This is a genomic window from Thermus islandicus DSM 21543 (genome assembly GCF_000421625.1).
Taxonomy (GTDB): domain Bacteria; phylum Deinococcota; class Deinococci; order Deinococcales; family Thermaceae; genus Thermus; species Thermus islandicus.
Genome location: NZ_ATXJ01000001.1, coordinates 212,158 through 235,504, shown reverse-complemented (window position 1 = coordinate 235,504; position 23,347 = coordinate 212,158). Strand labels below are relative to the sequence as shown.

26 protein-coding genes and 1 tRNA gene are annotated in these 23,347 nt (G+C 68.4%); 14 read left to right on the top strand and 13 right to left on the bottom strand.

Annotated features, from left to right (window positions below; translation table 11 throughout):
• Position 1 precedes the first annotated feature (1 nt).
• From H531_RS0101255 to H531_RS0101225, 7 genes are all read left to right on the top strand, one after another.
• Positions 2-874, top strand: a complete 873-nt coding sequence (locus H531_RS0101255; RefSeq protein ID WP_022797552.1) for a branched-chain amino acid ABC transporter permease — start codon at positions 2-4, stop codon at positions 872-874.
• Positions 871-1,809, top strand: coding sequence for a branched-chain amino acid ABC transporter permease (locus H531_RS12585; RefSeq protein ID WP_022797551.1), 939 nt, complete (start codon positions 871-873; stop codon positions 1,807-1,809). Before H531_RS0101255 ends, H531_RS12585 begins: the two co-directional genes overlap by 4 nt.
• Entirely contained in the window at positions 1,794-2,564 is a 771-nt protein-coding gene (locus tag H531_RS0101245; RefSeq protein ID WP_211210527.1) for an ABC transporter ATP-binding protein, read from the top strand. Before H531_RS12585 ends, H531_RS0101245 begins: the two co-directional genes overlap by 16 nt.
• A complete protein-coding gene (locus tag H531_RS0101240; protein WP_022797549.1) occupies positions 2,551-3,258 on the top strand; it encodes an ABC transporter ATP-binding protein in 708 nt (235 codons plus the stop codon). Before H531_RS0101245 ends, H531_RS0101240 begins: the two co-directional genes overlap by 14 nt.
• A complete protein-coding gene (locus H531_RS0101235; RefSeq protein WP_022797548.1) occupies positions 3,255-4,007 on the top strand; it encodes a 3-hydroxybutyrate dehydrogenase in 753 nt (250 codons plus the stop codon). The genes H531_RS0101240 and H531_RS0101235 overlap by 4 nt, the downstream gene beginning before the upstream one ends.
• Positions 4,008-4,082: 75 nt before the next feature.
• Positions 4,083-5,162 carry an alanine racemase gene (gene alr / locus H531_RS0101230; protein WP_028490577.1) on the top strand — a complete coding sequence of 360 codons (1,080 nt, stop codon included), beginning with the start codon at positions 4,083-4,085 and terminating at the stop codon, positions 5,160-5,162.
• Positions 5,163-5,166: 4 nt separating this feature from the next.
• Positions 5,167-5,487, top strand: a complete 321-nt coding sequence (locus H531_RS0101225) for a DUF3208 domain-containing protein (protein ID WP_022797546.1) — start codon at positions 5,167-5,169, stop codon at positions 5,485-5,487.
• Positions 5,488-5,558: 71 nt separating this feature from the next.
• Here H531_RS0101225 and H531_RS0101220 read toward each other — a convergent pair whose 3' ends face one another.
• From H531_RS0101220 to H531_RS0101180, 9 genes are all read right to left on the bottom strand, one after another.
• Positions 5,559-6,257 (bottom strand): glucodextranase DOMON-like domain-containing protein, encoded by a 699-nt coding sequence (locus H531_RS0101220; RefSeq protein WP_022797545.1) that lies wholly within the window; start codon positions 6,255-6,257, stop codon positions 5,559-5,561.
• An 8-nt stretch (positions 6,258-6,265) separates the two neighbouring features.
• On the bottom strand, positions 6,266-7,489 hold the full coding sequence (locus H531_RS0101215) for a gluconeogenesis factor YvcK family protein (RefSeq protein WP_022797544.1): 1,224 nt from the start codon (positions 7,487-7,489) through the stop codon (positions 6,266-6,268).
• A complete protein-coding gene (rapZ, locus tag H531_RS0101210) occupies positions 7,470-8,291 on the bottom strand; it encodes an RNase adapter RapZ (RefSeq protein ID WP_022797543.1) in 822 nt (273 codons plus the stop codon). Before rapZ ends, H531_RS0101215 begins: the two co-directional genes overlap by 20 nt.
• 8 nt (positions 8,292-8,299) lie before the next feature.
• Positions 8,300-9,076, bottom strand: coding sequence for a CPBP family intramembrane glutamic endopeptidase (locus tag H531_RS0101205; RefSeq protein ID WP_022797542.1), 777 nt, complete (start codon positions 9,074-9,076; stop codon positions 8,300-8,302).
• Positions 9,073-9,591, bottom strand: a complete 519-nt coding sequence (locus H531_RS0101200) for a hypothetical protein (RefSeq protein WP_022797541.1) — start codon at positions 9,589-9,591, stop codon at positions 9,073-9,075. Before H531_RS0101200 ends, H531_RS0101205 begins: the two co-directional genes overlap by 4 nt.
• Positions 9,557-9,751, bottom strand: coding sequence for a type II toxin-antitoxin system antitoxin (locus H531_RS0101195; protein ID WP_022797540.1), 195 nt, complete (start codon positions 9,749-9,751; stop codon positions 9,557-9,559). The genes H531_RS0101200 and H531_RS0101195 overlap by 35 nt, the downstream gene beginning before the upstream one ends.
• 122 nt (positions 9,752-9,873) lie before the next feature.
• Positions 9,874-10,737: an SPFH domain-containing protein gene (locus H531_RS0101190; protein WP_022797539.1), complete on the bottom strand. Its 864-nt coding sequence runs from the start codon at positions 10,735-10,737 to the stop codon at positions 9,874-9,876.
• Between the two features lie 10 nt (positions 10,738-10,747).
• Positions 10,748-11,926 carry an ABC transporter permease gene (locus H531_RS0101185; protein WP_028490576.1) on the bottom strand — a complete coding sequence of 393 codons (1,179 nt, stop codon included), beginning with the start codon at positions 11,924-11,926 and terminating at the stop codon, positions 10,748-10,750.
• Complete coding sequence (locus tag H531_RS0101180) at positions 11,926-12,642, bottom strand: ATP-binding cassette domain-containing protein (RefSeq protein ID WP_022797537.1); 717 nt, start codon at positions 12,640-12,642, stop codon at positions 11,926-11,928. The genes H531_RS0101185 and H531_RS0101180 overlap by 1 nt, the downstream gene beginning before the upstream one ends.
• Positions 12,643-12,725: 83 nt before the next feature.
• Here H531_RS0101180 and H531_RS0101175 point away from each other — a divergent pair, with 83 nt between their 5' ends.
• Complete coding sequence (locus tag H531_RS0101175) at positions 12,726-13,001, top strand: hypothetical protein (protein WP_211210528.1); 276 nt, start codon at positions 12,726-12,728, stop codon at positions 12,999-13,001.
• Here H531_RS0101175 and H531_RS0101170 read toward each other — a convergent pair.
• Positions 12,998-13,561, bottom strand: coding sequence for a cob(I)yrinic acid a,c-diamide adenosyltransferase (locus H531_RS0101170; RefSeq protein WP_022797535.1), 564 nt, complete (start codon positions 13,559-13,561; stop codon positions 12,998-13,000). The genes H531_RS0101175 and H531_RS0101170 overlap by 4 nt on opposite strands.
• 56 nt (positions 13,562-13,617) lie before the next feature.
• Positions 13,618-13,694: transfer RNA gene (locus H531_RS0101165), tRNA-Arg, on the bottom strand.
• A gap of 52 nt (positions 13,695-13,746) precedes the next feature.
• On the opposite strand from H531_RS0101165, the gene H531_RS12580 reads away from it, so the two are divergent.
• Positions 13,747-14,010 carry a hypothetical protein gene (locus H531_RS12580; protein WP_022797534.1) on the top strand — a complete coding sequence of 88 codons (264 nt, stop codon included), beginning with the start codon at positions 13,747-13,749 and terminating at the stop codon, positions 14,008-14,010.
• Here H531_RS12580 and H531_RS15050 read toward each other — a convergent pair.
• Positions 13,927-15,975, bottom strand: a complete 2,049-nt coding sequence (locus H531_RS15050; RefSeq protein ID WP_281167122.1) for a M66 family metalloprotease — start codon at positions 15,973-15,975, stop codon at positions 13,927-13,929. The genes H531_RS12580 and H531_RS15050 overlap by 84 nt on opposite strands.
• A 186-nt stretch (positions 15,976-16,161) precedes the next feature.
• On the opposite strand from H531_RS15050, the gene proB reads away from it, so the two are divergent.
• The 5 genes from proB (at position 16,162) to leuS (ending at position 22,653) form a co-directional block, all read left to right on the top strand.
• The gene (gene proB / locus H531_RS0101150; RefSeq protein ID WP_022797532.1) at positions 16,162-17,274 is read left to right on the top strand and encodes a glutamate 5-kinase; all 1,113 of its coding nucleotides are present in this window, start codon (positions 16,162-16,164) and stop codon (positions 17,272-17,274) included.
• On the top strand, positions 17,271-18,506 hold the full coding sequence (locus tag H531_RS0101145) for a glutamate-5-semialdehyde dehydrogenase (RefSeq protein ID WP_028490575.1): 1,236 nt from the start codon (positions 17,271-17,273) through the stop codon (positions 18,504-18,506). The genes proB and H531_RS0101145 overlap by 4 nt, the downstream gene beginning before the upstream one ends.
• 48 nt (positions 18,507-18,554) lie before the next feature.
• Positions 18,555-19,148: a tetratricopeptide repeat protein gene (locus H531_RS0101140; RefSeq protein ID WP_022797530.1), complete on the top strand. Its 594-nt coding sequence runs from the start codon at positions 18,555-18,557 to the stop codon at positions 19,146-19,148.
• The gene (locus H531_RS0101135) at positions 19,141-19,914 is read left to right on the top strand and encodes a YhjD/YihY/BrkB family envelope integrity protein (RefSeq protein ID WP_022797529.1); all 774 of its coding nucleotides are present in this window, start codon (positions 19,141-19,143) and stop codon (positions 19,912-19,914) included. Before H531_RS0101140 ends, H531_RS0101135 begins: the two co-directional genes overlap by 8 nt.
• A gap of 102 nt (positions 19,915-20,016) precedes the next feature.
• On the top strand, positions 20,017-22,653 hold the full coding sequence (leuS, locus tag H531_RS0101130) for a leucine--tRNA ligase (RefSeq protein ID WP_022797528.1): 2,637 nt from the start codon (positions 20,017-20,019) through the stop codon (positions 22,651-22,653).
• Here the strand turns inward: leuS and H531_RS0101125 are convergent.
• Entirely contained in the window at positions 22,631-23,332 is a 702-nt protein-coding gene (locus tag H531_RS0101125; RefSeq protein WP_022797527.1) for a Clp1/GlmU family protein, read from the bottom strand. The two genes, leuS and H531_RS0101125, sit on opposite strands and share 23 nt — an antisense overlap.
• Between the last annotated feature and the right edge of the window lie 15 nt (positions 23,333-23,347).

Sequence of the window (23,347 nt, the reverse complement as noted above, 5' to 3'; positions counted from 1 at the left end):
CATGGACCTCCTCCTCCTCCAGCTCCTGAACGGCCTGGTGAGCGGGGCCTTCTACGCCCTCTTGGCCCTGGGCCTTGCCCTCATCCTCTCCCTTACCCGGATCATCAACCTGGCCCACGGAGGGTTTCTGGTGGTGGGGGCCTACCTGGGCTACGTCCTCGCGGGCCTCCTGGGCTTCTACCCCGCCCTCCTCCTCGCCCCCCTCCTCCTGGCCCTCCTCGGGGTTCTCCTCGAGGCCCTCCTCCTCCGCCCCCTCTACGCCCGCGACCCCCTGGAGAGCCTCCTCCTCACCTTCGGCCTGGCCCTGGTCCTGGAGGAGGCGGTGCGGGCCATCTTCGGCCCGGTGGGGGTGCCCTTCCGCATCCCCGAGGGGCTTTCCGCTCCCCTCTTCCCCGGCACGCCCTTCTTCTTCCTCACCCGCTACCGGGCCTTCGTCCTGGGGATGGCGGCCCTCGCCGGGCTTCTCGTCTTCCTCCTCCTTCGCTTCACCGCCTTAGGCCTCTACCTGCGGGCGGGGGCCCAGGACCGGGAGATGCTCTCCGCCTTGGGAACGGACGTGCGGCGGCTCTACACCCTGGCCTTCGCCCTTGGGGTCTACCTGGCAGGCCTGGCGGGGGTCCTGGCCGCGGGGCAGCTCGGCCTTTCCCCCACCATGGGCACCGGTCTCCTCATGCCGAGCTTTGTGGCCCTGATCCTGGGCGGGGTGGGGAGCCTGGGGGGGAGTTATCTGGGAGGGCTTCTGGTGGGGATGGCCTCGGGCCTCGCCGGACAGTTCGTGGCCCAGGCCAGCGAGTTTGCCCCCTACATCATCCTGGCCCTGGTCCTCCTCCTGAGGCCCAGGGGGCTTTTCGGACAGGAGGGGTTCTTCGAATGAAGGCCAGGTTCGCCCTTTCCCTCCTCTTCCTCCTCCTCTTGCCCTGGCTCCTCAAGGCCCTGGGAAGCTACGCCGCCTTGGGGAGCTACATCCTCATCTGGGGCCTGGCGGCCATGGGGCTCAACCTCCTCATGGGCTACGCCGGCCAGGTCTCCTTCGGCCACGCCGCCTTTTTGGGCCTCGGGGCCTACGGGGCGGGGCTTACCCTGAAGCACCTGGCCCCAAGCACCCCCTTGGCCCTCCTCCTCGGCACCCTCCTCGCCGCCCTCGCCGCCCTTCTCCTCGGGCCCCTGGTGGTGCGGCTCAAGGGGATTTACTTCGCTACCTTCACCATCGTCTTCAGCCAGCTCTTCTACTTCCTCGCCTTCCAGTGGAACGAGGTCACGGGGGGGGACGATGGCCTCCGGGGCTTCGCCCGGCAGGACCTCCACCTCCTGGGCCTTAAGGTGGACCTCACCGCGAGCGAGGCCTACTACTACTTCGTCCTCGCGGTCTTCCTCCTCTTGGCCTACCTCCTTTGGCGCACGGTGGACTCCCCCTTGGGCCGGGCCTTCCTGGCCCTCAGGGAGAACCCCTTGCGGGCCAGGTTCTTGGGCCTGAAGGTGGAGCGCTACCTCCTTGGGGCCTTCGTCCTCTCCGGGGCGGCGGTGGGGGCGGCGGGGGCGCTCCTCGCCATGCTCATCAACTTCGCCCAGCCCTCCATGCTCCACTGGTCCACCTCGGGGGAGCTGGTGATGATGGCCTTCCTGGGGGGGCGGTACCGCTTCTTTGGGCCCCTTCTGGGCGCGGCCCTCTTCCGGGTCATGGAGGAGCTCTTGAGTTCGGTCACCGAAGAGTGGATGCTCTTCCTGGGGACGCTCTTCATCCTCGCCGTCCTCTTCTTCCCCGGGGGGCTTGCGGACTTCCTGAGGAGGTGGGCGTGGAACCGGCGCTGAGGGCGGAAGGGCTTACCAAGGCCTTCGGGCGGCTCCTCGCGGTGAACGGGGTGAGCCTCTTGGTGCCCCAGGGGAGCGTCCACGCGGTGATCGGCCCCAACGGGGCGGGGAAGAGCACCCTCTTCGCCCTCCTCTCCGGGGCCCTAAGGCCCGACCGGGGGCGGGTCTGGCTCTTCGGCCAGGAGGCCACCCCCCTTCCCCCCGAGGCCCGGGTCCGGCTGGGCCTCTCCCGCACCTTCCAGGTCTCCCAGGTCTTCCCAGGCCTTTCGGTGCGGGAGAACCTCTGGATTGCCCTCGAGGCCAGGCGGGGCCTCTCCCCCTTCCCCTGGCTTAGGGCTCGGGACCGGGCGTGGCTTGCGGAGCGCCTGGAGGAGCTTTTGGAAAGGCTCAGGCTGAAGGAGAAGGCGGACCGGCCGGTAGGGGAGCTCGCCCACGGGGACCAGCGGGTGGTGGAGATCGGCCTCGCCCTCTCCCTGGGGGCGAGGCTCCTCCTTTTGGACGAGCCCACCGCCGGGATGAGCGACGAGGAGACCTGGCGCACGGTGGAGCTCCTCCGCCTCTTACGGGAGGCAGAGGGGCTCACCCTGCTCTTCGTGGAGCACGACATGGAGGTGGTCTTCGGCTTGGCGGAGCGGATCACGGTGATGCACCTGGGCGAGGTCCTGGCCGAGGGGACCCCCGAGGCCATCGCCGCCGACGAGCGGGTGCAGCAGGCCTACCTGGGGGAGGTGGTGCCGGGATATGAGGGCGCTTGAGCTCGCAGGTCTGGACGCCTTCTACGGCAAGAGCCACATCCTCCACGGGGTGGAGCTTAAGGTGGAGGCGGGGGAACTCGTGGCCCTCCTCGGCCGCAACGGGGCGGGGAAGACCACCACCTTAAAGGCGGTCATGGGCCTCCTCCCCCGGCGGCGGGGGCGGATCCTCGTCTTCGGCCGGGAGACGGTCCACGAACCGCCCCACCGGGTGGCCCTCCTCGGGGTGGGGTACGTCCCCGAGGGGCGCCGGGTCTTCCCCTACCTCACCGTGGAGGAGAACCTGCGCCTGGTTCAGGGCAAGCGGCCCGGCCCCTTCAGCCTGGAACGGGTTTACGAGATCTTCCCGAGGCTCTGGGAGCGGCGGCGCCACCTGGGCCGACAGCTTTCCGGAGGGGAGCAGGAGATGCTGGCCATCGGCCGCGCCCTGCTCCTGAACCCCAGGCTCCTCCTCCTGGACGAGCCCTCCCAGGGCCTCGCCCCCCTGGTGGTGCGCCTGGTGGCCGAGGTCCTTAGGCACCTGAAAAAAGAGGGGGTTTCCCTCCTCCTGGCCGAGCAAAACGCCCACCTGGCCCTGGACCTGGCCGACCGGGTCTACGTGCTGGACGACGGCCGGGTGGCCTACGAGGGGGAGGCCAGGGCGCTTCGGGAGGACCCGGAGCGGGTGCGGGCCCTCACGGGGGTGAGGCGGCGATGAGCTTTAAGGGCAAAACCGTCCTGGTCACCGGCGCGGGGAGCGGCATCGGCCTCGCCATCGCGAGGGCCTTTGCCCGGGAAGGGGCGAGGGTTTTGGTCCACGACGTGCGGGACGCCTCGAGGCTCGCCGAGGAGCTCGGTGGGGTCTACCTTCAGGCGGACCTCGCGGACCCCGAGGGGGTGGAGGCGCTGGGCCGGCGGGGGGCGGAGATGGGCGTGGACATCCTGGTGAACAACGCTGGCTTCCAGCACATCGCCCCGGTGGAGGAGTTTCCCCTAGCGACCTGGCAAAAGATGCTCCAGGTGATGCTCACCGCCCCCTTCCAGCTCACCCGGGCCCTCCTTCCCGGGATGAAGGGAAGGGGCTGGGGCCGGATCCTGAACATCGCCAGCATCCACGCCCTGGTGGCCAGCCCCTTTAAAAGCGCCTACATCTCGGCCAAGCACGGCCTCGTGGGCCTCACCCGGGCGGTGGCCCTCGAGGCCGGACCCTTCGGGATCACGGTGAACGCCATCGCCCCGGCCTACGTCCGCACCCCCTTGGTGGAGGGCCAGATCCGGGACCAGGCGAAGACCCTGGGGATCCCTCCTGAGGAGGTGGTGGAGAAGGTCTTCCTGGCCCAGGCGGCCGTCCGGCGCCTCATAGAGCCTGAGGAGGTGGCCGAGCTCGCCCTTTTCCTGGCCTCGGAAAAGGCTTCCGCCATCACCGGGGCGGTCTTCCCCATAGACCTGGGCTGGACGGCCCGCTGAGGCCACCCCATGCGGGCCCCCGGCAAGAGGCCTGCCCCAGGGGGTCCCGGCGCCTCGGGGCCTATCCTAGGGAGCATGGAGGCCCGCGCGCTGGTGGAGGTGGACCTGGGGGCCCTGGAGGAGAATTACCGCCTCCTCAAGGCCAGGGCCCGGGGAGAGGTGGTTCCCGTCTTGAAAGCGGACGCCTACGGCCACGGCGCCTTGCCCATCGCCCGCTTCCTGGAGGCCCGGGGGGTCGCCCGCTTCGCCGTGGCCACCCTGGCCGAGGGGCGGGCCCTGAGGGAGGGGGGGGTAAAGGGGGAGGTGCTCCTTTTGGGGAGCCTGCACCCCCTGGAGGCGGAGGAGGCCCTCCGGCTCGGCCTCGTCCCCACCCTCTCCACCCTCGAGGCCGCAAGGGCCCTCGCCCAAAGGGCCCGCGCCCTGGGGCTTACCCCCAGGGCCCACCTCAAGGTGGACACGGGGATGAACCGGGTGGGCTTCCCCTGGGAGGAGGCCCTCCCGGCCCTAAAGGCGGTGGAGGCCCTGGGGGTGCGCGTGGAGGGGGTCTACAGCCACCTGGCCACGGCGGGGGAGGACGCGGCCTTTGTGGAGCTCCAGAGGGCCCGCTTCCTCGAGGTGCGCCGGGCCCTGGGGGAGGGGTACTTCTACCACTTGGAGAACTCCTTGGGCCTCCTCCTCCACGGGGGGGAGAACGTGCGGGTGGGCCTCGCCTTGTATGGCCTCGTCCCAGGCTTTGGCCTGAGGCCCGCCCTCCGGATCCTGGCCCGGCCCACCCTGGTGAAGCGCCTGAGGCCTGGGGACCGGGTGGGGTACGGGGGGGTGTACGTGGCGAGGGGCGGGGAGTGGCTCGCTACCCTGCCGGTGGGCTATGCGGACGGGCTGCCTTGGGGGGCGGTGGGCTTCGTGAAGGGGCCTTCGGGGGAGCTTTGCCCGGTGGCGGGGCGGATCTCCATGGACCAGACCACGGTGGCCCTCCCTGGGCCCGTGGAGCTTTCCGCGGTCTTTGAGGTGGTCTCCGCCGACTTCGGCCCCACGGGGCTCCTCGCCTGGGCCGAGGCCCGGGGCACCCTCCCGTACGAGGTGGCCGTGCACCTGTCCAAGAGGCTTCCCCGCCGCTACCTCCTGGGAGGAGAGGTCTGGGAAGCGGTAGGCTAAAAGGGTGCAGGCGGTGCGGCTCTTCCAGGGCTACCTCTGGCACCCGAAGGGGCTTTCCCTGGACCCAAAGGCCCTCCTCCCGGGGGAGGTCCTGGGAGCCCGGCTCCTCCTGGACGAGGTACCGCCCCCTACCCCTTTCTTTGAGGACGGCACCCCCACCGCCACCCAGACCTTTTACCAGGTCACCGTTCTCCTCCTTACCGAGGAGCCTCCCGAGGCCCTGAAGCCCCGAAGCCAGAGCGTGGCCGCCGAGCTCGTGGCGCGCCTCGAGGCCCTGCCCCCGGGGGTGGGCTGGCTCCTCCTGGAGGACCTGAGGCCCCTTTAATCCCACCCCATGCGGGCCCCGAAGTCCCCGCGAGGTTTTTGAGCGCAGGAACCCCTAACCCCGGCTTCGCCCTAGCGCTTCCCAAGGAGGAAGGCCAAGACCAGGGATACCCCCCCAAGGGCAAAGGCCAGGAGGCTTTCCCGCCGCAAAGAGAGGCCTCGAGGCCTAAGGGGCTGCAGCACCCCGGTCTCGTAGGCCCGCACCTGGTCCAGAGGGCGTTCCGCCAGCAGGTCCACAAGGGGAGGGCTTCCCGGCGGGGCCATGAGGGTCCAAGGGCTGCCCTTTGGGCTGGTGGGGCGGAGGTACCAGGGGGCGAAGGGGTCAAAGAGGCCCGCTCCCCCGTAGAACCCGTACCGCCCCGGGGGAAGCCCGGTGTCCAGGAGCACCCAGTCTCCCTCCCGCCAGGCCCGGACCGGTGCCCTTTCGCCCTTAGGGGTGCGGCGCTCCGCCCCGAAGCCGGTGAGGAGGTAGGCCACCTCCCACCCCTCGCCCTTGGGGGTGTGGAGGCTGGGAAGAAGCTCCTCCTCCCCCCCTTCCCCCGTGTCCAGGAAGAGGGCCACCGTGGCCAGGCTGAAGCCCAAGGGGCCCTCCAGGGGATTGGGGTAGCGGGCCAGGCGCACCTTAAGCACCAGATGCCCTTCCCGGGCCTCCCCGGCGAGGGCGAGGAGGTCGGCGAAGCCCTCCCCTGCCTCACGGTAGAGGGCGGCCTGGGGGTACTGGTAGGCGAGGCCGTGGTCGTCGCCCAGAGGGTCCTGGAAGAGGAAGAACACGCCCACGGTTATACCAGGTTCAGGAGGGCTTCCACTACCTTCCTGGGGTCGTGCTGGGCCAAGGGGCCCTCCTCCCGGAAGTCCCCCTGGACCACCCGTACCCCGTCCAGGGCGAAGGGCCTGGGGTCAAAGGCCACGGGGTGGCGCCCCTCCTCGGCGTAGCGGGCGAGGACCGCCTCGGGAATGGGGGCGGTGTGGACCAGGACCGCATCGGGCCTGCGGCCCAGGTGGTAGGCCACGGCCTTGTAGTGGTCGTAGGCGGTGTAGCCGTCCGTCTCGCCGGGTTCGGTCATGAGGTTCACCGCGTAGACCAGGAGGGCCTTGGTCTCGCGGATCGCCTGCTTTAGGGGCTTGGGAAGGAAGCTCGGGATGACGCTGGTGTAGAGGCTCCCGGGCCCCAGGACCAGAAGGTCCGCCCTGCGGATGGCCTCGAGGGCCTCCGCCATCACCTCCTTTGGCTCGGGGACCAGGCAGACCTCCCGGACCCTTCCCTGATGCCTTCGGATGGCCACCTCCCCCACCACCTCCTCCCCGTCCAAGAAGCGCGCCTTCAGGCGCACGGCCTCGGGGGTGGCGGGCAGGACCTGGCCCCTCAGGTTCAGGATGGCGTTGGCCTCCCGGATGGCCTCGGCGAAGTCCCCGGAGACCTGGTTCAGGGTGACCAGGAAGAGGTTGCCGAAGGTGTGCCCCTGGAGCTCCCCTCGGTCAAAGCGGTAGGCGAGGAGCCGGGGAAGGGCGGGGTGGTCGGAGAGGGCGGAGAGGCAGTCCACCAGGTCCCCCACCGCGGGGAGGCCGAAGGCCAGGCGCAGGCGGCCCGTGGACCCCCCGTCGTCGGTGACGGCCACGATGGCCGCGACGTTGGCCGTGCGCTCCTTGAGGCCCCGGAGGACGCGGGAAAGCCCCGTTCCCCCCCCGAAGGCCACCACCCGGGGACCGGCCTCCAGGCGGCGGCGCACGTAGACCCGCACCGGCACCTCGCGGGGGTCGGTGAAGGCGGAGAGCATGCTGCGGTTCATGGCCCAGATCCCGCCTACCAAAAGCCCCCCCCCAAGGAGGAGGGCCCAGGGCCAGGCCCCGTCCAGGCTTAGGGAAGGGAGGAGGTCCTTTAGGCCAAGGCCGAGGAGGAGGGCCCCGAGGGCGGCGAGGAGGGCGTAGCGCTTGACCCGCATCCCGGGGTAAAGCCAGCGCCACGCAGGGTGGCGCAGGAGGGACCTAGCCTTCCCGGTCCACATCCCGGTGGCTCACCTCCACGCGGAACCGGCCCGAGAGTTCCTCGGCGAGCCTTTCCGCCACGGCCACGCTCCGGTGCCGCCCCCCGGTGCACCCCACGGCCACGGTGTAGAAGGCCCGGCCCTCCCTCTTCGCCCCTTCCGCCGCCAGCCCCGCCACCGCCAGGAGGGCCCGGTAGTAGGCCTCGGTTTCCTCGCGGAAAACGTAGGCCCTCACCTCCGGGTCCAGGCCCGTCTTGGGCTTAAGGTCAGGGTCGTAGTGGGGGTTGGGCAGGGGGCGCACGTCCAGGACGAGATCGGCCTCCTGGGGCGGCCCCCACTTGAAGCCGAAGGAGAGGAGCCTCAGGGTGAAGCCCGCCTCCTCCCCCAAAAACCGGGCCAGGGCCTCTTTAAGGGCCCTCGGGGAGAGCTCGGAGGTGTCCAGGACGAGGTGGGCCCTCTCCCGCAACGGGGCGAGCATCCTCCGCTCCTCGCCGATCTCCCGCATCAGGTTCCCCGCCCCCAGGGGGTGGAGCCTCCGGGTGAGGTTGTAGCGGCGGAGGAGGATCTCGGGGCGGGCCTCGAGGAAGACCACGGTGGGCCGGAGGGCCTCGAGGGCCCCCTCCAGATCGCCGAAGAAGGCCAGGGCCCGGGCGTCCAGCACCACCCCCGCCCGCTCCACCCCCCGGGCGGAAAGCTCTTCCAGAAGGGGTTTCCAGAGGCCCGGGGGAAGGTTGTCCACCATGAAGTAGCCCAGGTCCTCCAGAAACCCCCGGGCCGTGGTCTTGCCCGCTCCCGAAAGTCCGGAAAGCACGAGAAAGCCCATCTCCCTGACTATACCCGCCGCCTGAGCCAAAGGTTGAAGAGGGCGAGGAGGAAGAGGCCGGGAAGCCCCACCACTCCCACGAGGAGATCGTGGGTGCGCTCCACCGCGAGGAGGGAGAGGCCGGCCACGGCGTTCAGGGTGCCGTGGAGGAGGGCGGGGGCCCAGAGGGAGCCCCCCTTCTCTCGGGCGTAGAGGAGGGCGGGAGTGAGGGCCAGGGCGAAGAGGACCATCATGCCCACGCCCAGGAGGCGGTGGTCCGGGTAGTTGTGGCCGAAGAGGAGGATCAGGGGCGCGTGCCAGAGCCCCCAGTAGAGGCCGATCTCTAGGCTCGCGGGCCAGAAGCCCCACTCCCTTAGCCTCTCCCAGAGGTAGCCCCGCCAAAAGAGCTCCTCCCCCAAGGCGGCGAGGAGGTTCACCGTGGCCCCGGCGAAAAGCCCCTGGAGGAGGACGAGGGCCCACAAGGCGGCCTCGGGGGGCCTAGGCAGGCCTTCCGGCAGGGTCCAGGCCAGCCCCTTCCAGGGGGCGAAGGGAAGGCTTAGGGGGAGGGAGAGGAGGGTGAGGGCCACGGGGAAGAGCCAGGCGAAGAGCCAAAAGCGATTTGGGCGGAAGGAAAGGGGAAGAAAAAGTCCTTCCCTCCGGGCGAAGAGGAGGGCCACGAGGCCCGGAGTCCACATGTAGGCCCCTCCCAGGACCAGGTAAGCGGGCGTCTCCGGCCTCACCCCCAGGGCGTAGCCCAGGAGGGCCAGGCCCCAGCAGAGACCGAAGGTGAGGTAGAGGGCCTTCATCCGCCCTCCTTCCAGGCGAGGAGGGGCCGGGGGTCCTCCGGGTTCAGGAGGAGGCCCGTGCCGTCCTTGAGGACCAGGAGGACCCCTTCGCCTCGCTTTGCCCCCACGAAGGCCTCCACGGGAAGCCCTTGGGGGAAGGCGGGGGTCCTGAGGTGGAAGCGCACCCGGTAGTAGCCAGGCATCTCGGCTTTGGGTCCGAAGGCGAAGAGGGGCAGGGCGTAGGCCGTGAGGCCCGCGGCCGCCACCTCCGAGCGGTGGACCTGGCGCTTCCCCAAGGGGTGGTGAACCCCCAAGAAGGGCCCCTGAAGCTCGTAGAAGAGTCTTTCCGGGAAGCCCTTAAGCCAGAGGAAGAGGGCCCCCATGACGAGCCCATCCGCCGCCACCAGGGCAAGGAAGAAGGGTCTCTCGGAGGCCTCGGCCATGGCGGCCACGGCCAAAAGCGCCAGGAGGGAGGCCAGGTAGATGGCCAGAAAGAGCCCCTTAGGGTTCCCGTCCCTCTTCGGGGTTAGCCTCATCCCGCCACCTCCCCGCTCTCCTCGCCGCTTCCTTGAGGAGGTATTCTATCTGGGCGTTCACGCTCCTGAGCTCGTCCTGGGCCCATTTCTCCAGCACCCGGTAAAGCCTCGGGTCCAGCCTCAGCAAAAACGCCTTCTTTCCCTCCGGTTTCCCCTTCACCGCTTGCTCTTTCCTAGCCCAGGACCATGGATTATACCCTTTGCTTTTGGTTCCTGCCCAAAAACCTCGCGGGGACTTTCTACCGGGGCCCCCATCCGGGCCCAAGCCCGCATGGGAGGGTATTAGGCATAAAGGGTGCCCACGTTCACCACCGGCTGGGCCTGGGCCTCGGAGACCAGGGCCACCATGAGGTTGTTCACCATGGCCGCCTTCCTTTCCTCGTCCAGGGAAAGCCCTGCCTCCTCCAGGCCCGACAGGGCCTCCCGCACCATCCCCACCGCCGCCTCCACGATGAGCCTGCGGGCGGCCACCACCGCCAGGGCCTGCTGGCGGCGGAGCATGGCCTGGGCCACCTCGGGGGCGTAGGCCAGGTGGGTGAGGCGGGCCTCGAGGACCTCCACCCCCGCCACCTGAAGCCGCTCCTCCAGTTCGGCCTTCAGCTCCTCCGCCACCTCCTCTGGGCTTCCCCGTAAGGACTTCCCCTCGGCGTCGTAGGGGTAGCGGCTCGCCAGGGCCCGGATGGCCGCCTCCGATTGGATGGCCACGAAGGCCTGGTAGTTTTCCACCTGGAAGAGGGCCTTGGCCGTGTCCACTACCCGGAAGACCACCACCGCGGCGATCTCAATGGGGTTGCCTTGGGCGTCGTTCACCTTGAGCTTGTCCGAGGTGAAGTTGTGGACCCTCAGGGAAACCCGCTTCCTTTGGGCGAGGGGGTTGGCGAGGTGGAAGCCCTCCTCCCGGACGCTCCCCACGTACCTTCCCAAAAACACCAGGGCCACGGCCTCGTTGGGCTGGACCGTGAAGAGGCCTGCCGAGAGCAGAAGGCAGGTCAGGAGGGCCGGTGCAAAGTGCCCCAGGTAGAAGAGCTCCCTTTCCCGGAAAAGCCCCGTTCCTGCCCAAAGGAGCCAGAGAAGGCCCAAAAGGAGGAGAAGAAGCCCCAAAAAGCCGCTCGCCCGCCACGCCGGAAACTCCTTTACCTCGCGCATACCCATCCTCCTAGTTCCGGTAGACCACGTCCTCCCGTCCGAAGGCGAGGACCGCAAGTTTCAGGGCCATCCCTCCGTAGACCAGGGTGGAAAGCCACGTGAGCCCCGCCTGCAAGGGGGTGGCGCTCCCCTTGAGGAGGGCATCCATGAGCAGGGCCACGTTGAAAAGGGGGAGGAGGTAGTGCCAGGTCGTTAGCTCCAGGAAACCCCTAAACTGCAGGAATAGCAGGGGTAGAAAGACCAAAAGCTGCAGGGGCCCTACGTAGCTCTGGGCCTCCTTGAAGCTCCGGGCGTAAAGCCCCAGGCTCACCATTACCGCTCCCATGAAGAGGGCTAGGAGAAGGGCGGTGAGGAAGAGGGCCAGAAAGCTCCCCCAGTCCAGGCTTACCTGGCCCCCCAAGGCCATGACCTGACCCTCTCGTCCGGAAAGTTGGCCGCCGAAGCGAGCGGTCAAGGCTCCAGCCAAGGCCAGGCCCAGAAGGCCCGCCGCCCCCGAGAGGAGGGCCATGGCCACCGTGGCCAGGGTCTTGCCCAAGGCGATCTGCAGGAGGGGCACGGGGGCGGCGAGGAGGGCCTCGAGGGTCCCCTTCTCCTTCTCCCCCGCGGTGGCGTCCACGGCCACCACCTGGCCCCCGCTGAGGACGAAGACCACCAGGAAGAAGGGGAGGAGGAACCCCAAAAGCCCTGCCCTCCTTTCACCCTCGGGGGAAGCGTCCACCACTTCCACGGCGAAGGGGGAGAGGACCTTAGGGGAAAACCCCGCCCGCCTCAGCGTCTCGGCCGCCCGGGCCTCCTTGAGGGCCTGCAAGGCTCCCTTGACCTTCTCCACGGCCACCTGGCTTTCCGTGAGGCCGGAGGCCAGGCGGCCGTAGACCCGGTAAACCCCATTCCGGAAGGCCACCCCGGCCGGGTACCTCCCCTGGCGCACCGCCTCCTCGGGGTCCGGGGTAGATACGGGCTTAAGCCGCGCCTCCTCCAGGGCTTTTAAGGCCTCCTGGGGAAGCCCCGCCACCGCCACCTCCTGGACCTTTTCCGCTGCTCCCTGCATGAGCCGGTTTAGGAAGAGGCTAGGACCGAACGTAAAAACCGGCATCAGCAAGACAGGAAGGATCAAGGTGGAAAAGACCAGCTTTCGGTCACGAAAGACCTGGACCAGCTCCTTTCGGAAAATCCTTAGGATGGTCTCCATCACCCCTCCCGCACCTTTCGGACGAAGGCCCGTTCCAGGCTTCCCTCTCCCAGGGCCAGAGCCTCGTCCCGGCTTCCCTCGTAAACCAGACGTCCCCGGTGGAGGAAGCCCACCCGGTCGGCCACCTCCTCCACTTCGCCCATGACGTGGGTGGAGTAGACCACCGCATGCCCCAGTTCCCGGTAGGCCTTTACAAACTCCAAAAGGGCCCGCCGGGCGAAGACGTCCAGGCCCGCCGTGGCCTCGTCCAGGAGGAGGACCTGGGGGCGGTGCAGGATGGCCCGGGCGAGGACCACCTTTTGCCGCATGCCCGTGGACATCTCCATCACCCTTTTGTCCAGGGTTTCCTCCATTTCCAGCAGGGCCGCCACCCAGTCCAGGGCCTCCCGGAAGGCCCGGCCCTTTAGCCCGTAGAAACCGGCGAAAAACTCCAGCACCTCTCTTCCCGTAAGCCGCTCGTAGACCCGCATCCCCCCGTTTACCAGGCCCAGGTGGCGGCGCACCTGTAGGGGTTCCTGGAGGACGGAGAACCCCGCCACCCAGGCTTCCCCCCCGTTCGGGCGCACGAGAGTGGCGAGCATGCGCAGGGTGGTGGTTTTGCCCGCCCCGTTGGGGCCTAGAAGGGCGTAGACCTCCCCGGGTTCCACCCGGAAGGAAAGCCCCTCCACGGCCCACCCGTGGCGGTAGCGCTTGGAAAGCCCTTCCGCTCGGACCATGAGGGGATTATAACACAATGATATCATTTTGCAAGCAACCTCCTCCGGACCCCCCGGAGCGCCATAATGGGAACGTGAAGGCCATGACCTTCTGGGTCAAGCCGCAAAGCTCCATAGAGGCTCTGCCGGAGGCCAGGGACCTGGTGGAGGACCTTCTAGAGCTTTTCTACGAGTACTTCCCCGAGTACCAGGGTTGTCTGGGCTTCTCCCAGTCTCCCCGCAGGCCCCGCTACCTCTTTCTCTACATGGAGGGCCCCTGCGGCGGGCTTCTGCCGAGCGCCACCCAGTTTTTGAAAGAACTTTTAGAAACAGCCTTTCCCCAGTCGGAGGTCCGGGTCTACGGGAAGCCCTGGCCCTAGCGCCGCTTCTTCACGAGCCACTCCTCCTCCTTGACCCCTTCCCTGGCGTTGACCACCCGAGCCAGGACGAAGAGGAGGTCGGAGAGCCGGTTCAGGTAGCGGATGACCTCGGGGTTCACCGGCTCCTCGCGGCTTAAGGCCACTACTTTCCGCTCCGCCCGGCGCACCACGGTGCGGGCGAGGTGAAGCGCTGCCGCCGCCGGGTGCCCCCCGGGAAGGACAAAGCCCCGGAAGGGGGGACTTTCCTCCTGGTAGCGGTCAATGGCCTTCTCCAGGCCTTCCACGTCCTCGGCGTCCATGCGGGCGATGTTCTTCTCGTAGGGGCTTCCCATGCGGGTAGCCAGGTCAGCCCCGAGGTCAAAGAGGGCGTTTTGTACCCTCTCCAGAAGCTCGTGGAGGTCCGGGTGCCCCTGGGGAAGGAGGCTTCGGGCGAGGCCGAGGGCGCTGTTGGCCTCGTCCACGGTGCCGTAAGCCTCCACCCTGGGGTGGGCCTTCACCACCCGCTCGGCCCCGTAGAGGCCTGTTTCCCCCGCGTCTCCCGTCCGGGTGTAGATCCTCATGGCCCCATTGTAGCCCCCACAAAGGCAGGACCCCGGGGAGTGCCCCGGGGACCCTTTGGCGGGCCCGAGAGGATTCGAACCCCTGACCTGCTGATCCGTAGTCAGCCGCTCTATCCAACTGAGCTACGGGCCCAAGCCAAGCTAAAACATACCACGCCCCAAGGGGGCTTGTCAATAATGGAAGGGTGCGGGAACGGCGCCTGGAAGCCCTTCTGTTTCAGGTCCTGGCACGGGAACACACCCTGGAGGAACTCCACGCTGCCCTCAGGCCCTTCCACCCGGGTCTTACCAAGGCCCGCCTCTTCGCCCTTCTGGTGCGGCTCAAGGGGGAGGGGCGGGTGGCTTTTGAGGAGGGGCGCTTCCGGCTAGCGGGGGAAGAGGTACCTCTTGACCACCAACCCGTCCGAGAGCTGGACCTCAAAGACCCCTCCGGGGGGGAGACCCTCTAGGGAGAAGCGGGCTTCCCCGCCGGTGTGCCAGAGGCCCAAGGCGGTGCGGGTTCCGTCCTCGGCCACGTGGAGCACCGAGAGGAAGGGGGCTCCTTGCCAGCGGACCCCTAGGGAAGGGCCCTCCTCCCGAAGCTCCACCTGAGGCTCGGCCTGGGGCGTTAGACCCTGGACCCGTTCCTTGAGCAAGACCCTGTCCCGGAAGAGGGCTACCCGGCGATAGGTGCCTGTTGGGGCTAAGGCCTGGAAGTGCAGGGTGCCCTGGGAGTCTTCCAGGAGGTAGACGGGAAACGAGAGGCCGTCCACCTCGAGGTGGTAAGGGGAGGCCCTTCCTTCGGGGGCTGCCTGGAGCCAGAGGGGCGGGTTGAAGACCACCTCGTCCCCCCGGATGCGACCTGAGAAGAGGAGGCCTTCCCCTTGGGGTAGGGACTGGGGTGAGGGCGGGTAGCTTTCCAGGAAGCTTTGGGCCCCTTCGTCGCTGTAGTCGGAGACCCACTGAGGACCGCAGTAGCTCATGAGGTCGTAGTAGGTAACCGGGTCTTTCAGGGCGCCGCTGGCCAGGTCGTACCCCCAGGTGCCGATTTTCCCCTCCGCGTAGGGATAGTACGGGTCTCCGGTAGTGCCGCAGGGAGCGTGTTCCCGGCCGAAGTTGTGCCCAAGCTCGTGGGCCATCACCGCCGGAGCACTTTGGGAATAGTCCCAGCCCGCCGCTACGGGGAAACCGATGTAGCCGATCCCGGCGATGCCAGAGGTGTAGCCCACCTTTACGAACCCGTAGTAGTAGCGCCTACTTCCGTCTGCCTGGCGCAAGGCACGGAGCTCGTCCAAGAGCTGGGCCCAGGCGTTGGCGTCGGAGGGGGTGAGGGTACCTGAGAAGGTGTAGGGCGCGCGGGTAAACGAAGCAATCTCCCTAAGTGGCCAGACACGCCAGAGCGTTTGGCTGAAGTTGGGTATCGTGGGCGTCTGCCCCTGGTGCACCACGGGGACCGCGGTAAGGGACAGGACGGTTCCCTGGCCCACGGAGGGGTTCAGGGTCAGAAGGTTGTCGCTTTCGTCGCTTTCCGCCACCAGGTTGTTGGGGTCGGCCCGGAGTTCCACCCGAAGCCCGGGGGTCACCCAGGCCTCGGGCAGGGTGGCGTTGCAGGTGGTGGCGAGGTTTCCCGGTTGGGTGGTGAGGGGGATGGGGTTGGGGCAGGTGAAGGTCAGGTTGCCCTGGAAGGCGTTTCCCACGTAGACTGCGCCCGAAAGTGCCTGGGCAAGGGAGATGGGGTTGGGCGTCGCCACCAGATGGACCCGCAGGAGAGCGGGTTTGCCCGCCACTAGGCGCAGGTTTTCCTTTAGGACAGTCTGCCCCCACTCGGCCTTGACCAGGCGGAGGTTTTGGGCGGAGGGGGCAGAAACGCGGAGCGTCAAGGGGGCTTCCCGCACGAGGCCCCCACCGGAGCCCCGCACCTTCAGGCTGTAGGTTCCTTGGGCCAGGCTGGGGGAGGCGGTGAGTTCCAGCATGGGCGCCGAGGGTACGGAGGTGCTGGCGGGGGAAAGGCTTACCCCCTGGAAGGGGTTCCCGGCCCCGTCCACCAGGGAGAGGGTGATCTGGCCTGGGTAGGTGCCGGTGACCGAGAGGCGCACGTAACCGGTACCCCCCTGGGTCAGGGAAAGGCTTGAGCTTTCCAGCGTCAGGTTGAAATCGGCGCTCGGTGCGCTCACCGTAAGGGTGAGGCCTGCCTCCCTCGTAAGGTTCCCCGCGCTGCCCCGGACCCTAACCTGGTAGGTTCCCGGGGCCACGCCCTGGCCCACGCTTACCGTGAGGTCCTGGGTCACAGGACCACCTGGGACTTGGACGCTCTGCGGGCTGAGGCTCACCCCTTGGGGGGCTCCTGCCAGGGAGAGGGAGACCGTGCCCGTGAAGCCGTTCTGCGGGGTCAGGGTGAGGGTGGTGGTGGCCCTATCCCCTTGTGTCAAGCTCACGGAGGTGGGGGAGAGGCTAAGGGCGAAGGTTTTGGGGGAAGGGGAATAGGAGAGAGGCCCAGTGCAGGCGGCGAGGAAGAGGGCTAGGGCCAGTAAAAGGGGGATGGTCCTGAAACCAAGACCCATCGCGGGCCACTTTACCAGGGTCCAGAGGAGATTTGGATGAGCGTGCTATTCTGGGCCTTAATGCGGCCCGGGCTTTCCGCGAAACGCCTGGTGGTGAAGGTGGGAAGCGCCGTCTTGGCCGGGGAAGAGGGGTTGGACCAGCGCGCCGTGGGGGAAATTGCCCGCCAGCTGGCGCGGTTGTCTCAGGAGGGGCGAGAGGTGGTCCTGGTCTCCTCCGGCGCGGTGGCGGCGGGGATGCGGCGCCTTGGGCTTAAGGAGCGGCCCAAGGACATGCCGTTGAAGCAAGCCCTCGCCGCCATCGGTCAGCCCCTCCTCATGGCCCATTGGCAGGAGGCCTTCCGGCCCCACGGCCTCACCGTGGCCCAGGTGCTCCTCACCGCCGAGGACCTCTCCGCCCGGGGCCGCTACCTGAACGCCAAGGCCACCCTAAGGGCCCTCTTGGACCTCGGGGTGATTCCCATCATCAACGAGAACGACACCGTGGCCTTCCAGGAGATCCGCTTTGGGGACAACGACCAGCTCTCCGCCCGGGTGGCCGCCTTGGTGGAGGCGGGGCTTCTCCTCCTCCTTTCCGATGTGGACGCCCTCTACGAGGAGGACCCCAAGCAAAACCCCCTGGCTAGGCCCATCCTCGAGGTGGAGTCGGTGGAGGCCGTTTTGGGCCATGCTGGGGAGGGCAACCCTTTGGGGAGTGGGGGGATGAAAAGCAAGCTCCTTGCTGCCCGCATCGCCGGCCGGGTGGGGATCCCCACCCTTCTCCTCCCCGGAAGGAGGCCCGGCGCCCTCCTCGAGGCCCTAGCCGGGGCCCCCCTCGGCACCTATTTCCACGCCAGAAGGCGCTACCGCGGGGAGAAGGCTTGGCTCTATGGCCTCCTCCGCCCCAAGGGGGAACTCGTCCTGGACCGGGGGGCGGTGCGGGCCTTAAAGGAGCGGGGAGCGAGCCTCCTTCCCGCCGGGGTCAAGGAGGTACGGGGGCGGTTTTCCCGGGGGGAGGCGGTGCGCCTCCTCTCGGAGGAGGGGGAGGAGGTGGGCGTGGGCCTGGCCAACTACGCCTCGGAGGAGATCGCCCGCATCCGGGGAAGAAGGAGCGCGGAGATTGAGGAGCTCCTGGGCTACCGCTACACCGAGGAGGTGGTCCACCGGGACCACCTGGCCCTGAAGGAGGAGGCATGACGAGCCTGCAGGAAATGGCGGAGCGCGCGCGAAGAAGGCTTGCCGAGATCGCCAAGGGGAACCGGGACGGGGCCCTCCTCGCCATGGCGGACCTCCTGGAGGCCCGCTGGGAGGAGGTCTTACGGGCCAACGGGGAGGACCTCGAGGAGGCGGAGCGGACGGGTCTCCCCAAGGCCAAGCTGGATCGGCTCGCCCTGAAGGAGAAGGACCTCAAAACCCTCACCGAGGGCCTCCGCCAGATCGCCCGCCTCCCCGACCCCCTGGGGCGCATAGAGGGCCTGGCCAAAAGGCCAAACGGCCTGAGGGTGGGGAGGATGCGGGTGCCCCTGGGCCTCATCGGCTTCGTCTACGAGGCGAGGCCCGGGGCTACGGTGGAGGCGGTGGCCGTGGCCTTGAAGGCGGGGAACGCCATGCTCCTAAGGGGCGGCAAGGAGGCCTTCCGCTCCAACCGCGCTTTGGTGGCCCTGTGGCATGAGGCCTTGAGGGCGGCGGGCCTCCCCGAGGAGGCGGTGAGCCTCGTCCCCACCACGGACCGGGAGGCCATCTTGGAGATGTGCCGCCTGGAGCTTCTGGACCTCCTCATCCCGAGGGGGGGCGAGGAGCTCATCCGGCTCGTGCAGAGAGAGGCCTGGGTTCCCGTCCTCGCCCACGCCAAGGGGGTGAACCACCTCTACGTGGACCGGAGGGCGGACCTCGGTATGGCCCTTCGCCTCGCCCTGAACGGCAAGACCCAGCGCCCCGCCGTATGCAACGCCCTCGAGGCCCTTCTGGTCCACGAGGAGGTGGCGGAGGCCTTCCTCCCCATGCTGGAAAGGGCCATGCGGGAAAAGGGGGTGGAGCTTAGAGCCTGCCCTAGGGCCCTTCCCCATCTCAAGGAGGCGGTTCCCGCCCGGGAGGACGAGTGGGACCGGGAGTACCTGGACCTCGTCCTCAGGGTCAAGGTGGTTTCGTCACTGGAGGAGGCCCTCGCCCACATCGCCCGCTTTGGCTCCCGGCACACCGAGGCCATCTGCACCGAGGACCCCAAGGCGGCCTGGCGCTTCCTGGAGGAGGTAGACGCCTCCTTGGTCCTCTGGAACGCTTCCACCCGCTTCAACGATGGCTTTGAGCTGGGCCTGGGGGCAGAGATCGGCATCAGCACCTCTAAGCTCCACGCCTACGGCCCCATGGGCCCCATGGAGCTCACCACCCTCAAGTGGGTGGCCCTGGGGGAGGGGCAGGAGCGGGCGTGATCCCACCCCGTGCCGATGCGCCAGCATGGGGGAAAACCAGCTAAAGCCGTGGGGAAGGGTTCACGTAAGAAACGGAGGGAGGAAACCCGCCTGGCCCGGGCCTGGGCCCTCATGGAGGGGGGCCGCTTCCAGCAGGCGGAAGCCCTCCTCCAGGGAGACCCTTCCCCTGAGGCCCGCTTTGCCCTGGGGTATGCCCTCGCCTTCCAGGGAAGGCACGAGGAGGCCCTGGCCCTATACCGGGCCCTCTACCGGGAATCGGGGAGCCACCGGGCGCTCCACCAGGTGGGGATGGTTCTCCGCATGGCGGGTAGGCTGGAGGAGGCCCTCGCCGTCTTTGAGGAGGAAGCCCGCCGCCTTCCCCCTGACCCCCTGGCCCGCTCCGTGAACCTCTACGAGCGGGGCTACACCCGGCTCCTCCTCGGGGAAAAGGGGGAAAGCCTGGCCTTCCTCCGGGAGAGCCTCGCCGAGGCCGAGGCCTCCCTTGACCCCAGGGCCCAAGCCTGTGCCCACCGGGGCCTTTTGGAGTGGAGCCTCCGCTTCGGCCAAGAGGAGGAGGCCCAAAGGCACAAGGAGGCGGCCATCCGCCTCTTCCTTAAGGCCGGCGATCCCCAAGGGGCGAAGGAGGTGGAGGGCCTTGCTTAGGCGGTTCTACCGGCGCTACCAGGAGGCCCACGTCCCCTTCTTCGCCGCCGCCCTGGCCTATTACGCCCTCCTCTCCCTCATGCCCCTCCTCTTCCTCCTGGTGGGCCTCTTCGGCTTCCTCCTCTCCGGGAATCCCCTCCTCAGGGCCCAGGTCTTCCAGGCCCTTACGGAGCTCACCCTGGCCCTCTTTCCCGCCCGCCCGGAGATGGCCCAAAGCCTTCTGGACTTCCTCACCCGGGGCGCCTTCCCCCTCACCCTGGGGAGCGGCCTCCTCCTCCTCTGGTCGGGGAGCAGCTTTTTCGCCGCCCTGACCTACGCCCTGGGCCTGATCTTCGGCCGCCCCGCCGGGGTGAGAGGCCGCCTCCTCGCCCTCCTTACCCCTTTCCTCCTGGGCCTCGGCCTCATCCTCCTCGCCCTCCTCGGCCTCGCCCTGGGGTTTCTCGCCCGCTTCCTGCCCCAGGGCCTTCTAGGCCCCCTGGAGGAGCTCGTGCCCCTCATGGCGGCCTTCTTCCTCTTCCTCCTCACCTATGCCCTCCTCCGGGGCGTGCGGGCCCTGGAAGAGCTCCTTCCCCTTGCCGCCGGGGCGGGGGTGGCCACCCTCCTTTTTGAGGGGGTTCGGCTGGGCCTTCCCCGCCTCCTCCCCCGCTCCCAGTACGAGCTCCTCTACGGCCCTCTGGCGGGGTTCGTCCTGGCCCTTTTGGGCCTCTACCTGGTCCTTTTGGCCCTGCTCCTGGGGGCGGTGGTGGCCCAGAGCCTGGAGGAGTAGGTGTATCATGGTCCCATGCGCTGGGCCAGGCTAGCCCCCTGAGGCGGGGAGGGGCCTGGTCGTCCCTTCCCCCGGGGGAAGGGATTTTTTTGAGGAGGAGCCATGGAGAAGTACAACCCCCACGCCATAGAGCCCAAGTGGCAACGCTTCTGGGAGGAGAAGGGGTTCATGAAGGCCAGGGACTTCCCTCAGGGGAAGGGGAAGCAGTACGTCCTCGTTATGTTCCCCTACCCCTCGGGGGACCTGCACATGGGCCACCTGAAGAACTACACCATGGGGGACGTCCTGGCCCGCTTCCGCCGGGTGCAGGGGTACGAGGTCCTCCACCCCATGGGCTGGGACGCCTTCGGCCTGCCGGCGGAGAACGCCGCCCTCAAGTTCGGGGTCCACCCCCGGGACTGGACCTACGAGAACATCCGTCAGGCCAAGGAGAGCCTCCGGCTCATGGGCATCCTCTACGACTGGGACCGGGAGGTTACCACCTGCGAGCCCGAGTATTACCGCTTCAACCAGTGGATCTTCCTCAAGATGTGGGAGAAGGGCCTGGCCTACCGGGCCAAGGGGCTCGTCAACTGGTGCCCCAAGTGCCAGACCGTCCTTGCCAACGAGCAGGTGGTGGAGGGCCGGTGCTGGCGCCACGAGGACACCCCGGTGGAGAAGCGGGAGCTGGAGCAGTGGTACCTGCGCATCACCGCCTACGCCGAGAGGCTCCTTAAGGACCTCGAGGGCCTCCGCTGGCCCGAGAAGGTGAAGGCCATGCAAAGGGCCTGGATCGGCCGCTCGGAGGGGGCGGAGATCCGCTTCCCCGTGGAGGGGAAGGAGGTGCAGATCCCCGTCTTCACCACCCGCCCCGACACCCTCTTCGGGGCCACCTTCCTGGTCCTCGCCCCCGAGCACCCCCTCACCCTGGAGCTCGCCGCCCCCGAGAGGCGGGAGGAGGTCCTGGCCTACGTGGAGGCCGCCAAGCGCAAGACGGAGATGGAGCGGCAGGCGGAGGGAAGGGAGAAGACCGGGGTCTTCCTCGGCGCCTATGCCCTTAACCCGGCCACCCTGGAGAGGATCCCCATCTGGACCGCCGACTACGTGCTCTATGGCTACGGGACCGGGGCCATCATGGCCGTGCCCGCCCACGACCAGCGGGATTACGAGTTCGCCGTGCGGCACGGCCTCCCCATACGGAAGGTGATTGAGCACCCCGGCGAGCCCCTCCCCGAGCCCCTGGAGAGGGCCTACGAGGAGCCCGGGGTCATGGTGAACTCCGGGCCCTTTGACGGCACGGAGAGCGAGGAGGGCAAGCGGAAGGTCATCGCCTGGCTGGAGGAGAAGGGCTTAGGGAGGGGCCGGGTCACCTACCGCCTCCGGGACTGGCTCATCAGCCGCCAGCGCTACTGGGGCACCCCCATCCCCATGGTCCACTGCCCCGCTTGCGGGGTGGTGCCCGTCCCCGAGGAGGAGCTGCCCGTGCTCCTTCCCGACCTCAAGGACGTGGAGGACATCCGCCCCAAGGGGAAAAGCCCCCTGGAGGCCCACCCCGAGTTCTACGAGACCACCTGCCCCAAGTGCGGTGGCCCCGCCCGGCGGGACACCGACACCATGGACACCTTCTTTGACTCTAGCTGGTACTACCTCCGCTACACCGATTCCCATAACGACCGCCTTCCCTTTGACCCCAAGAAGGCCAACGCCTGGATGCCCGTGGACCAGTACATCGGCGGGGTGGAGCATGCCGTCCTCCACCTCCTCTACAGCCGCTTCTTCACCAAGTTCCTCCACGACCTGGGCCTGGTGGCGGTGGAGGAGCCCTTCCAGGGCCTCTTTACCCAGGGGATGGTCCTGGCCTGGACCGACTTCGGCCCCGTGGAGGTGGAGGGGGAGAGGGTGCGGCTTCCCGAGTCCACGAGGATCCGGCTGGAGATCCCCGAGAGGGAGCTCTCCCTGGAGGACGTGAGGAAGATGGGCGCGGAGGTCAGGGCCCACGAGGACGGCACCCTGCACCTCTGGAAGCCCGCCGTGATGAGCAAGTCCAAGGGCAACGGGGTCATGGTGGGGCCCTTCGTGAGGGAGCAGGGGGCGGACATCGCCCGCATCACCATCCTCTTCGCCGCCCCTCCTGAGAACGAGATGGTCTGGACCGAGGAGGGGGTCCAGGGGGCGTGGCGCTTCCTGAACCGCATTTACAGGCGGGTGGCCGAGGACCGGGAGGCCCTCTTGCAGACGAGCGGGGTCTTTGAGGCGGAGGCCCTGGAAGGGGAGGACCGGGAGCTTTACGGGAAGCTCCACGAAACCCTGAAGAAGGTGACGGAGGACCTCGAGGCCCTCCGCTTCAACACCGCCATCGCCGCCCTCATGGAGTTCCTGAACGCCCTCTACGAGTACCGGAAGGCGCGCCCCGTAACCCCCGTCTACCGCACCGCCCTCCGCTACTACCTGCAGATGCTCTTCCCCTTCGCCCCCCACCTGGCCGAGGAGCTTTGGCACTGGTTCTGGCCCGACAGCCTCTTCCAGGCGGGCTGGCCCGAGCTGGACGAGAAGGCTCTGGAGAAGGACCTGGTGGAGGTGGCGGTCCAGGTGAACGGGAGGGTGCGGGGGACGGTCCGGATCCCCAAGGACGCCCCCCTGGAGATGGCGAGGGCCGAGGCCCTTAAGGTGCGGAACGTAAAGGCCCACCTCGAGGGCAAGGAGGTGGTGAAGGAAATCTACGTGCCCGGGAAGATCCTCAACCTGGTAGTGCGGGGGTAGGGAGGAGAAGCCGGGTGGGGAGGGCCTTGGCCACCTCCCCCTTGGCCGGGGTGAGGAAGAGGCCCTCCCCGCCCCCAAAGGCGAGGAGCCTCCCGTAGCCCAGGAGGAACCCCTCGGGGTCCAGGAGGCCGTAGAGCCTCTCCGGGGAGGGGGGGCCCTCGAGGGGGGCAAGCCTCGGCCCCGCCCCTTGGAAGTGGGCGAGGAGCCTTTCCAGACGCTTTCTCCGCCTTTCGGCGGGCGTCTTCCTGCGGGCCTCGGGCAAAGGGGGCAGGAGGCGCACCCTGAGGTCCCTCCGCCAGGCGAGGGCCCTATAGAGGCCTTCCGCCCCCAGGACCACCACCTCGGTGGGGTTTAGGGCCTCCACCTGGAGGAGGCGGTACTCGGGGTCCAAAAGCCCGTCCGTGTCCGCCACCACCGGGCTTCCCGGGGGGATGAGGCGGGCTAAGCGGAGGCCCGCCACCAGGGCCCTGGCCTCCACCCCCGCCGGGGAGGGGGCCCCCACCAGGGCGCGGCGCACCGGGGTGAGGACGCCCTCGCGAAAGCGGAACAGGGTGAAGCTTCCGGGAAGCGCCCCCTGTCCCGGGTCCAGGTCCAGGAGGTAGGCCTCGCCCGCCTTCTGGAGAAGCCTTCCAGCCAGGGTGGTCTTGCCGCTGTCCGTGGGGCCCAGGAGGAGGAGCATCAGGCTAGACTCTAG